The 12,302-nt window shown below is 70.1% G+C and carries 3 protein-coding genes; 2 read left to right on the forward strand and 1 reads right to left on the reverse strand.

Annotated elements, in window-relative coordinates:
- Positions 1-9: 9 nt before the first annotated feature.
- Positions 10-9,615, reverse strand: coding sequence for a SpvB/TcaC N-terminal domain-containing protein (locus tag WMF33_RS43430; protein ID WP_437334096.1), 9,606 nt, complete (start codon positions 9,613-9,615; stop codon positions 10-12).
- 299 nt (positions 9,616-9,914) lie between these two features.
- On the opposite strand from WMF33_RS43430, the gene WMF33_RS43435 reads away from it, so the two are divergent.
- Both WMF33_RS43435 and pheA read left to right on the forward strand, forming a co-directional pair.
- Positions 9,915-10,775 (forward strand): hypothetical protein, encoded by an 861-nt coding sequence (locus tag WMF33_RS43435; RefSeq protein WP_437334097.1) that lies wholly within the window; start codon positions 9,915-9,917, stop codon positions 10,773-10,775.
- Between the two features lie 442 nt (positions 10,776-11,217).
- Positions 11,218-12,297: a prephenate dehydratase gene (pheA, locus tag WMF33_RS43440; protein ID WP_061628186.1), complete on the forward strand. Its 1,080-nt coding sequence runs from the start codon at positions 11,218-11,220 to the stop codon at positions 12,295-12,297.
- Positions 12,298-12,302 lie beyond the last annotated feature (5 nt).

Genomic DNA, 12,302 nt, shown 5'->3' on the forward strand with positions numbered 1-12,302 from the left:
CCTCACTCGCTAGAAGCCGATCCCGTACTTGGCGAAGGCTTGAATGCCGATCTGGAGGCTCTCGAGACTGGGCAGAAAATGGCCGCTGTGAGGCACGATCTCTATGCCCACAACCCTCCCGCCGGCTGCAGCGATCTCCGCCTGGCCGGCTGCCAACACCCCTCTGCCGCCAGAAAGCACGGCGTGCGAAATTTCGACGCCGCTCACTGTATGCGGAGAGATGAGCAACTCGCCGCCTCCGGTCACGACCCATTTGATCGTCCCCGAATTCATGGCTGCTTCGGCCGCCGGCGTCCCCATGCGAATCGGCCCCGCACCGACTCGCGCTGCGTCAGCCATCTCACTCGCGAGGCGACCGGGGAGTTGATTCTGGAAGAGCGTTGCCCAGCTGTTGTTGTGCACGAGCACGCCCTGCTCGCCCACGAAGTACGTGTGAAACTGCTCGACCTCGAAGTTGTAGACGGTGACGCGCGCGCCAGTCTCGTCAACGCCCAGTACGTGCGACCACGTTCCCGAGCGCTGCAGCACATGATCGCCGCTAGTGAGCTGCCGTGCCCCGACCCAACCGCGCTGCGTCCAGAACGGGTGCTCGACGGTCGCGCGAATGCTCTCTGCCTGGCCGCGGTCGCCTTTGAGTACGACTTCGACGACGGGCTGATCAGGCGTGACAAAGGTTCGCACTACCCGTCGTAGTGCTAGCTCGCCAGTGACCTCGTCCTCGGCCCACACGACGTCGCCAGGTCGTACTTCCTCGATGGGTTTCACTCCCTGCTCGGTGTGCACTAGGGTGCCGGCCGCGAAGCAGAGCCCGCCTGCTCCCCTTGCGGCCAAGGCTTCTGCTTTCACGGCGGCCCTCCGCGCAGCTAGCGCAACGAGCGCCTTGCCTCCAGCCTTCACCAGCGACACGGCTGTGCCGCCGATGCCCACCGCATCGATCGGGTCGATCATCGATGTTTCTAGCGGCACGTCTTCTCGAGCGACCTGCGCTTGGCGGAATGCGAGCCGCTCCGCGGGGCCTCCGTTCACGCAGACTCCAGAGGTGCACATCGTCTCATCCGGATCGATGCTCTGTTCCGGGCTGTCCAGCGGCCCCACGTACGACTGACACCCGCCATCGACGCATTCCTCGGCCAGCCCGGTCGGATCGACGAACCTCAGCGGGTTGTTCCGCGTGTACGTGTACAGCCCCAGGTGGACCGGGTCATACACCCCGCCGTTCGGCGCCCCCCGCATGTACTGGCCTAGGATCGGATCCGGGCTGAGCCACACCCCGAGCCGCGGCTCATAGCTCCGCGCCCCGTAGTAGTAGAGCCCCGTCGACAGGTCGAGCTCCTTGCCGTTGAACAGGTACGGCTGCCGGTTCTGGAACCGCGAGTCCGTCTGGTCGGTCCACAGCTCCCCGCTCGGCAGGTACTCGACGTGCTGGCTCAGCTGCTGGTCCTGGTCGGTGACGTACTGCGTGCTGCCGAGGTGGTCGGGGTGGTAGTACAAGACCGGCGGCTCCTGGAACCAGTCGGCGTCGATCTTGCTCGCGATCCGCGTCTCACCCGCGAAGATGTGCTTCGTCGCCGTCACCCCGTTGCGCACCACGAGGTGCTGGTCGACGTACGCCGTCTCCTCCTCGCCGGCCACCCGGTGCAGGTGAACGCGCCGCTCGCCGGAGCCGTCGTACAGCGCCCGCGACAGCTCCTGCCCGTTCTCCCGCACCGACACCAGCCGGTTGTCCTCGTCCCAGCTCAAGACCCGCTGCGGGCTGCCGCGGTACTTCCACTCCTTGTGGTTGCCGTTCGCGTCGTGGAACAGCTCCCGCAGCCGCGGCTGCGACTCCGCCGGCACGAACTCGTCCACCTGGTTCGCCGCGTGCGGCCTCGGCCCCGTGTAGCGGTACTCGTTCCGGTACGTCCTCTCCCGGATCGGCTGTTCGAACCGCCATTGCCCGGGACCATCCGGCACGTACCGCGCGACCTCCTGCCCCTTCCTCTTCACGTTCCCGAGGACGTCGTACGCGATGTCCAGCGTGTACCGCTGCTGCTCGTGCCCCCGCTCCTGGTAGGTCCCCGACGCCGCGGTCAGCTGGTTCAGGTCGTCGTACGCGAACCGCTGCTGCGTCGTCGCGACCATCACGGCCCCGCCCAGCGACTCGTCGAACGGCGCCGCGTTGTCGAGCGCGAGCACGTTGCCCACCAGGTCATAGTCGTAGCGCAGCCGCTGGAACGCCCTCGGCGGCCGCCCCATCTGCTGCATCTGCGGGGTCCGGTGATCCGCGTCCACCTCCGATAGCCGCCGCGTCGATTCGTTGTAACGGTACTTCGTCTCGACCCCGTTGCCCGCCACGACCCGCACCCGCTGGCCGAACGCGTCGTACCCGATGTGCCTCAGGTACTCCGTCGTCATCGGCTCGTCCGGGTGCTGCGGATTGACCTTCTGGTTCTCCCCGATGGCCGACACCAGGAGGCCCCCGCGGTCGTACCCGTAGCGCACGATCTCCTCGCCGGAGCCGGGGAAGTGGATCTCCTGCATCCGCCCCAGAGAATCGAACACGTAGCTCAGCGTCGCCTGGTACGGCCCCCGGTGCGGCTCGCGCAGCCGCGGGAACTCCGCCACGAGCTCGGCCACGTTCCCGAAGCGATCGTAGCGATAGCTCCGCGTCCCCGCCGCGCTCGTCTCCTGCGTCAGCCGCCCCGCGCGGTTGCTCTTCGCATCGCCCGCCTCGTCGGCGGCGCCGTACGTGTACACCACGTCCTGCGTCACCGGATAGTCGATCTTCGACAGCCGGTTGTAGCTGTACTCGTACCGGATCAGCTGACCGCGCAGCCCGAGCTCCGCCGTCTGCTTCGCCCGCAGGTTGCCGGCCAGGTCATACCGCCACTCCGTGCGCCCGGCGTCGGGGCTCACGAGCTCCACCATGCGCCCGACCGAATCGTACGTCGCCGTGGTCGCGTTGTTGCGCGCGTCCGTCACCCGCAAAAGCTCGCCCAGCGGGTTGTGCTCGTACCGCGTCACGATCTGCTGCGGAGCTCCGTCGACCGTGTTCCACTCCTCCACGGCCGCGATCCGCCCGCCCACGTCCCGGTAGCTGCTCCGCGACTTGCCGTTCGCGTCGATCACCGTCTCCTGGAAGAGCAGCCGCCCGTCGAACTGCATAACGTCGTACTCGATCAGCGTCCGCGCATGGCCGCCCGTCGCCTCGGCCTTCGGGTCAGGCGCCTCGACCCGCCGCTTCCGCGACAGCACGTCGTGCTGGAAGTGCGTGCTCCGCAGCATCTCCACGGCCACGAACGTCGTGTCCGGCTCCACGCTGAACACTGGCTGCCCCTGCTCCACCACGCGGCCGAGCGCGTCGAACGCCACCGCGCCGCTCACCGTCATCCCGACCTCGGTGCCCGTGCCCGTGTCGCGCTCCAGGTCCTTCTTGGTCTGGATCACCCGCCCGTGCCCATCGGCGAACGTCACCGTCACGATCGGATCGCCTGGGTGCTCCGCGTCCTTGTGGCTCGTCTTCGCCCAGGCCGGCGGCGCCGTCGACTGATCGGGCTGGAGCGCGTACTCGAATCCGACCGCCGGATCACCCTCTCCGTCGAGGTCTTCCTCGCTCCAGATCTTGCTCGGCGTGCATCCGACCGGAAGCGCCTCTGGCTCGGTGAGGTCGTTCGGCCCCCAGACCCCGATCAGCCGGCCGAAGGCGTCGTACCGATGGGCGATCGTGTGCCCGTTGACGTCCGTCTCCTGCGCCACCGTGCCGAACAGGGGGTTGGGCACGCTGATCGAGCGGTAGCCGAAGCTGTCGGTCACGCACGTGCGGTAGCTCTGCGTCGGCGCATCGTAGCCGTAGGTCAGCTTGTAGCCGGTCGGATCGGTGAAGGTCACGAGGTTGCCGACCTCATCGTGCTCGAAGCGCCAGGTCGCCTGGTCGGCCGCGTACGGTGAGCCGTCCGGCCGCTTGCCTCCGGAGATGACGTTCGTGAGCGTCGCGAGCGCGCCCGTCCCCGGCGCGTACGTCGCCGTGCGCTCGCGCAGCACGCGCCCCTCCGCGTCCGTCGTCTGCACCAGCCTCGGCTTCACGAAGTAGGGCACGTCGTCCTGCTCGTACTTGATGTGGTGGTGCACGTCGTCGGCCGAGGTCCCGTCCTCGCCGTAGGAGACCACGTCGGTGAGGTCGCCGTCCTCGTCATAGAACCGCGTCTCCCGCGTGTGTTTGTGAACCGCCGCCGGGTCGTCCGTGGTCCCCTCGTAGAACGCGCTCCTCCGCTCCGTCTCCCTCGGAAAGAACCACCCGTTCGCCGCGATCTGCGCCAGATCGGGCGCCAGGTGCTCGATCTCCTCCACCGTGTAGAGCATCCCGTCGCCGTCGCGCAGCGTCGAGCGCGCTGCGAGCCCGCGCCGGTAGACATCCTCGTTCCGGTAATCGACCTCCTCGACCGACATCGCGGAGACCCCATCCTCATCCTCGCCCAGCGTCGTCGTCGTGACACGCCGGTACCCGAGGTCCAGCCGCTCATCGCGGTGGTACACCCCGTCCCCGTACGTGCCGATCTGCGTCCGGTACGTGTGCACCCCATGCGCGCCGCTCACGCCCTCCACGCCGTCGCGCACGACCACGTCGCTCAGCACCCACTGGCTCGACGGCATGTCGACCACCGCCGTCCTATCGTCGATCGCCGTGCTCGCGTCATCCGCGGGCAGCCCGCTCTCGTCCACCGGCCCGTTCGGCAGGACCTCCCTCGGCACCACCAGGTTGCCCTCGCGCCGGTAGTCGATCTCCACGCTCCCGCCCAGCGGCCGGTGCACGCGCCACAGCAGGTTCGCCTTGCCGATGGCATTTTTCCGCGCCCGCACAGCGCTGTCGCCGTCCCGCTTCAGCACGTGGTCGGCCAGCCCGTCGCCGTCGATGTCCTCGAACCCGAGCTGCGACCCTCCGCTGCCCTCGGAGTAGTACACCGACCCGCCGATGCAGACGAAGTAACAGACCTGGAGCGACACGCTGCCGTCGAGGCTCTCCGAGCGCCGGAAGCCCACCGCATCGCCGCCGCCCATGAACGTGTACTCCTGCGGGTCGATGTTCACGCCCCAGGCGCCGGCCGGCCATGGCTCCTCCGCGGCGAACCGGTCGCCGAGGTTCAGCTGCACCCGGAACGACGTCTCCCCCGGATCCTTCATCACCTTGTCCGGCAGCCCGTCGCCGTTCATGTCGACGAAGTCCACGATCGTGCGCGCCGTCGTGCGCGTGTAGCCGATCCCCGCGCCCACGCTGGCGCTCACCCCGCCGCTGGAGCCGCCCGCGCTCGCCCCGAACCCGACGCTCTGCGCGCCCGTGTCCTCCAGCCGCACCGCCTCCACGCCCGCCGCGTCCGTGAAGAAGCCCAGCACCTCGCCGAGCGCGCCGTTCAGCTCGCCCGCGTCGAAGCTGCCTTTGCTGAACCCGTCCCGCTGCCACGGCACCGGCGCGGTGAACCGGTAGCCGAGGTTCAGGGCCACCGTCATCTCCTCGCTCTCGGGGTTCTGCGTCACCTGGTCGACCAGCCCGTCGCCGTTGATATCGAGCAGCTCCACGTGCGCGGCCGACAATCCGTAGCTCGTCCCGGCGCTGAAGCTCGTGCGCAGGTATCCTTGCGAGCGCCCCCGGCTGTCGGTCTTGTTGAGCGTCTGCTCCTCCTCGTCTCCCGCGCTGAACGTGAGCGACGCGAGGTCGCCGCTCAGCCGCACCGTCCGGTGCTCCACCCGCCGCAGCGCCTCCGGCAGCGAGAACGACGCGCTCGCGCCGAACCCCCGGCCGGTATTGAGCACCGCGCCCTCGCGCGTCACGCGGTCCGGGTAGCGGTCGCCGTTCAGATCGATCAGCTCCAGGTCCGTCGTCGTGCTGCCGAAGCTGTAGCCGCCGCCCACGGGGCCTGCGCCCGCCGTGAGCTCCGCGTTCCACGTCTCCGCGTAGCGCACGCTGCCCCGGTGGCGCTGCCCCGACAGCCGCCCCACCACCGACGGCAAGACCCGATCGCCGCCCACGAACGCCTCCGACGCCGCCGCGCCCCAAATCCGCGTGCCGTCGTCCAGCGAGAGCGGCACCGCGAGCGTGAAGCCGCGCTCGGGGTCGCGCGTCGGAAACAGGATGTCCGCCTCGGAGAACGCGCGGTCTCCGTTCATGAAGCCGACGGACCAGCCGTGGAACCCACCCGCCGTCGGGTCCTGCGGAGCGCCGTCGACGAGCGCCTCGGACGCCGGATCCGGCACGAGGACGGTGAACCACACCGGCGCCCCATCGATGCTCGCGCCGATGATCGCTCCGTTGCTGTCGGCCGGGTTCGTCTGGAAGAGCGTGACGTAGATCGGCTCGCCGGCCTGGACCTGGAGATCGACCGACATGGTCACCGCGCTTCCGGCGCTGCTCGCAGGCACGTACAGCTGCTTGTGGAGCAGCCGGTGCACGCCTTGCACCAGCAGCGTCAGCGACGTATTCCCCGGCACGACCACCGTCCCTTCGAGCCGCACCGTGCCCGTCTCGGTCGCGATCCACGGCGAGCGGCGCGCCCCCGGCCTCCACCGCTGCACGGGCATCGCGACATACGGCTGCTGCTGGATCAGCGCCACCGGAAGCGGCGCATCCTCGGCCGTGTCGCTGTCCAGCTTGCAGCCGGCGCGGCCGTTCGGCTGGATCGCGCACTGCACCGGCCCGCAGCGCCGCTCGCCCGTCTGCCGATCGGCGCGGCAGTACGTCCGGTAGTCGACCGTCGGCGCCCACGAGACGCGCGCTGGGTCGTCCGGCACGTCCGACTTCACCCGGAACCAGAGCCGATCGCCCTCCTTCACCCGCACCAGGCCGTTCTCGTCGCCGTGAATGCGTCCCGCGAGCGCCAGCACCCCTGCGTCCGCGCTCACCACCTCCTCATCCATCACGGTGTGGAACGTGCCCTCGCTCTCCCGCGCGATCGAGACCCGCAGCTGATCGCTCGTCGACTCCTTCACCAGATCGCCGGTGATGCTCACGAGGCCGTCCGACGACGCGACCCACGGCACCTCGGGCCGCCCCCCGAGGCGATGGTCCTGCGCGTACTCGAATCGATGGATGGGCCGGCCGTCCGGCCCGACCTGCCCGAGCAGCTCCTCGCTGACCTCGTAGGTGATCGTCGGGCTCCACGACAAAAGATCGGACGCCGTGTTCACCACCCGCTCCGGGTCGATCTCGGGCGCCGCGCTCACCCGGAAGTACAGCCGATCGCCCGCGAGCACGTGAACCGAGAGCGGCGCACCCCCACAATCGCCCGCGCCGATCGCGCACGGCCCGAGCTCGTCCGGACCGAACCCATGGCTGAACAGCGGCGGCAGCTCCCCGTTACGCACGAGCTCCACGCGCAGCCCATCGCCCCCCGCCTCCTGCTTTTGCAGCACGCCTCCGATGCGCACGTCCCCCTCGAACGGCGCGATCCACCGCAGCATCGGGTCGGCCGGAAAGAAGTCGGCGCGCGACGCCAGCGCGAAGTCCGGGCGGCCCGACGGCGCGCTGCCGGCGACGGCCCCCCAGTCCTTCGCGCCCAGGAACCCGCCGCGCCGATCGTTGAGCGCGACCTGGAGCTGGCCGAGGCCCCCGACCGACACGAGATCGGGGAACCCGTCGCCGTTGAGATCCGAGACGACCCGCTCGTCTTCCGCCCGGCTGCGCGTGTACGCCGCCGACGCGCTGAGCGCATCGCCCACGTTGATGCCCGCGTGAACGCTCCACCCCGAGGTGTCCGTCAGCCCGAGATCCCCCGGGGAGAGCCCGCCGAGGTGGAACGGATCGAAGTGATTGTGGTCGGGAAGGCGCAGCAGGTTGCGCAGCGCGTCCCCGCCGTCGCCGGCGAAGTCGGGCAATCCGTCGCCGTTCAGGTCGAGCAGGCTGGCGCGCGTCGTCTGGTCGCCGCTGTACCCGCCGCCGCCCACGCTGACGATCCCGAGCAGCCCCACCGACACGCTGCCGCCGAAGGTCGAGTCCTCCGTGCGCGACAGGCCTTTTTTAGGCCACGCCTGTCCCCACGTCTCGGCCTCGGCCGCGAACGCCCCGGGCTGCCCGGACGCGGTGCGCGGCGCGGTGAAGTACTCGAACGTGTGCCGATAGAGCTCCTCGCTCGTGAGCGCCCCCTCGCCGTCGCGGCTCCCCTTGCCGGAGACGGCGATCGCCTGGAGCAAGCTCTTGCCAAAATCCCCTTCGGCGTACTCGAGCGCGTAGCTGCGGATGATCGTCTCGCCGAACCGCACGTCCACGCGCCGGAGCCGCTCGCTGGTCTGCTCCAGGAAGCCCGGCCTGCCGTTCAGCGTCACGTCCTTCCGGCCGCCCTCCGAGAGGAAGTCGACGGCATACGCCGACTCGACGCCCTGCGACGTGTTGGCCGTGTACTCGATGCGCTCGGGATGCACCTCGATGTGCGGCGCCGGGCCCGAGGGCTCGACCCGGTGCGCATAATGGAAGAACATCTGGTTGCCGAACGGGTCGCGGACCTCCTCCAGGTACCAGCGGAACACGTTGCCCGGCCGGTCCGGGTCCGGGTCGGCGAGCCGCGCGTCTTCGCTGCGGCCGTACACATACGTCATCCCGTCCTTGTCCGTGACCTCCCAGTGATAGCTGTCCGGTCCGGTCCCGTGGCGCAGGATCCGCGCAAAGCGCCCCTCCACCCGCTGCCGGTAGACCTGCGGCTCGACTGACACGTCGCCAGTCCGCACGAGCTCGCTCCCGTCGAGCGCGTATCGCTCCTCGCCCGTCGCGTACGTCGGCACGCCGAAGCGCGTGTCGATCTCCACCCGCGACAGCCGCAGATCCCAGCCCACGCCGAGCCACCCGTTGCGGTGCTCGCTGTCGTAACCGATGGCGAGCGACGGCTGGATTCCGTTGCGCCCCGGCGGGACCACGATCGGATGGCTCAGCTGCGCTGAGCCGCTCGAGCTCGCCTCCGGCGGCGCGACCAGCGTCACACCGGCGAGCGGGCTGCCGAGCGCGAGTCCCTTGATGCTGCTCGGATCGAACGAGCGTGCCCCCGGCGCGTCGGGCATCGCCAGCGTCGCGTTGATGAAATCGGTGAAATGGTCGGTCAGGCTCGCCAGCTTCCCCTTCGCGGCCTCGCCGGATCGCTCGACGCGCTGCCACGTGCCGAGCGCCTCGTCGAAATAGAAGCCCGTCACGTGCTGCGCCGTCATCCCCGGCGGAATGGCGTGCTCGTCAACCGGCAGCGTCAGCCGCACCGGCTTCTTGAACCTGAGCCCGTGCGGCCCGAAGCGATACGCCCTCCCCCCAGGCGTGACGTTGACCATCGCACGCCCCATCGGCCGCACCTCGCCCGATGGCAGCGGCCGGATCGTGATCCGCACCGGCTCGTCCACTGCTCCCTGCGGGATCTCCAGGACAGCCCCCTCGAACGCCACCACCCGGGCCTGGTCGGGGAGCACCATTTCTCCATGGGGCGCCCCCACGTCCTCGATCAGCGGCGCATCGAGACGAGGCCCCGAGAGAAGCCCTCCTACGCCGTCGCTCGGCAGCCGCAATGGAATCGCCGAGAGCGCCACCCCGCCGCCCGGAGGCGACAGCGAAAGAAGCCGCGGCTCCGGAGGCCCGGCCAGCGCGAGGCCCTCGTGCCCCCGCCCGAGCAAGAGCACCACAGCACAAAATACCACGAGACGATACGACCAGCCCGTGTGTCGCATTCGAGATCCCCCGACGCAAGGTCCGTTGGTTGGCGCACAGGGATCCACGGCAGAACGCACTGTGTCAATCCGCTTTTCGCGAAAGCAATGAATGGGCGCCGCCGTCGTCTCCGAGCCCCAGCCGCCTCTTCATGAAAGCTACACACGAGCATCATCGCAGCAGCATTCGGACGCCTGGCCGCGCTGAACGCGGTTGACAGCTCCTCCTCATGAGCGACCATCGCCCGTTACGCTCAACCAGGAGGGAGTCCATGCCCCTGAAGCGCACCGTCAAGAATACGTCCAAGTCCACCTCACCCAAGGCCAGTTCATCCGGCAAGACGCCCGTCTCCAGGACGAAGCGCCCTGCCGCACAACCCCATGATCCGACCAGCGACGAGGCGCTCCTCGCCCTGGCCCCGACCTACGCGGCCGGCCCCGACATGCCGGTGAGCGTCGCGGAGCGCGAGCTCACCTCGCTCGCGCGCCTCGCGCACGCGCACGCGGCGCGGCTCGCCAGGATCGGGATCACCCCCGACAAGGTGGCTCTCCTCGCCCGCTTCGCCCGGCGCCTCGGTGCGCTCGAGAAGGCCTGGCAGAAGGCGCGCGGCGCCGTGCAGCTCACGTCGGCGCAGCGCAGGCTCCGCGACGAGGCCGAGGCGCTCGACGCGAAGCTCGTGGCCGGCGGCCGCTGGGGCTGCCGCAACGACCCCGCCGCCCAGGCCGAGCTCTCGCGCATCGCCGACGGCTCCGGCCTCGCCGACACGATCCAGGACCTGCGCGATCTCGTCGACTTCTGGTCCGACCACGAGAGCGCGCTCGGCGTCACCGATATCACGCGCAAGGACCTCCAGCGGGCCAGGACGCTCGCCGACACGCTCGAGGACGCCGCCGCCAACGAGGCCTCCGACGCGAGCGCCGCCCACGCGCTGGAGCTCCGCAACCGCGCGTTCTGGGCCGCCGACGAGCTCGCCAAGGAGCTCCGCGAGGGCGGCCGCTATGCCTTCCGCGATCAGCCCAAGATCGCGGCCAAGTTCGTATCGCGCCACCGGGCAACCCTGAACCAGCGCTCGCGCCTCAAGGCGAAGAAAGCCAAGGCGGACGCGCTCTCGGAGCAGACAGCCGTCATCTGAGCATTCCTTCTGCGGCCGTACCGCGCGTCTGGCATCGTATCGCGCCCTCCCTGATCCCCTCGCGCCCGCGCCCGATCCTCTCACGCCTGCGCCCACCCCTATCGCTCCCGCACCCGCCCCTATCGCTCCCGCACCCGCCCCTATCGCTCCCGCACCCGCCCCTATCGCTCCCGCACCCGCCCCTATCGCTCCCGCACCCGCCCCTATCGCTCCTCCCACCCTTCCCGCTCCCTCGTCAGGCGCTCGCTCTTCCCCTTCGCTTTCGCCGGTCTCCTCTCTCCCAGCGGGGTCTATGCGTCGAGCCCGCACGGATGCCGCTTCGCCCCCGACGCGCGCCTCCGTCGCGCGCGTTTCGCGCGCGTTCCCCGCGCCGAGGCGAGCCTTGCGCGGCGGCGTCCCCTGCGCTTTGATGGCCGCCGGTCCCCTCCGAGGTGAAGTGTACATGACGACCCTGGGCGAGCTCCGCGTGCGCATCGACAGCATCGACGATCGGATCCTCGAGCTCCTCGCCGAGCGGGCCGAGGTGGCCCTCGAGGTCGCGCACGCGAAGCGCGCCGCCAACGCCACGCAGTTCCACGACCCGGAGCGCGAGCGGCGCGTGCTCGACCGCCTCCAGACCAAGGGCGCCGGCCGCTTCCCGCGCGACGCCATCCGGGTCGTCTTCCGGGAGGTGATGAGCGCCTGTCTGGCGCTCGAGGAGCCCATGAAGGTGGCCTTTCCCGGGACCGAGGGCGCCTTCGCCGAGGTCGCCGCGCGCCACCTCTTCGGGCTGGCGGCGCGCTACCGGGAGACGGGCACCATCGAGGGCGTCTTCGACGCCGTGCGCGCGGGCGAGGCGGCCTGCGGCGTCGTCCCCATCGAGAGCTCGTCGGACGGCTCGGTGACCCTGACCGCGGACGCCCTCATCGAGAGCGACCTCCAGATCCGGCAGGAGCTCGTGCTCGACGTGGCGTATTGCCTGTTCAGCAAGGCGGAGGGGCTGAGCGGCATCACCCGCGTCCACGGGCACTCGCACGCGCTCTCGCAGTGCCGGCTCTGGCTCGCCAAGCACCTCCCCGGCGCGCAGATCGTCCAGACCGCCTCCGTCGCCGCGGCGGCGCACGAGGTCCTCGGCGATCCCGCCGCGGCGGTGGTCGGCAACCGCGGCGCGGGCGAGCTCTACGGGCTGCCGCTCCTCCGCGAGCGCATCCACGACCGCCCCGAGAACGCGACCCGCTTCATCGTCATCGCCCGGGCCGACGCGCCGCCCACGGCCGCCGACAAGACATCGATCGTCTTCTCCGTGCAGGAGGAGCCCGGCGCGCTCCGCCGGGTGCTCGCCATCTTCGACGACGCCGCCATCAACCTGACGAGGATCGAGTCGCGCCCGAGCCGGCAAAAGCACTGGGACTACGTCTTCCTCGTCGACCTGGAGGGCCACCGGAGCGATCCGCGCGTCGCCGAGGCGATCGAGCGGCTGCGCGCCCGCTGCGAGATGGTGAAGGTGCTCGGGAGCTACCCGCGGTCGGCCGGATCGCGCTGAGGCCG

Source organism: Sorangium sp. So ce394 (assembly GCF_051474665.1).
In the GTDB taxonomy this organism is placed as follows: Bacteria; Myxococcota_A; Polyangia; order Polyangiales; family Polyangiaceae; genus Sorangium; species Sorangium cellulosum_D.

What these genes read in the sequence shown, in the direction of transcription:
- pheA (WP_061628186.1), top strand. Translation starts at nt 11,218, where the DNA reads ATGACGACCCTGGGCGAGCTCCGCGTGCGCATCGACAGCATCGACGAT.
- WMF33_RS43435 (WP_437334097.1), top strand. Translation starts at nt 9,915, where the DNA reads ATGCCCCTGAAGCGCACCGTCAAGAATACGTCCAAGTCCACCTCACCC.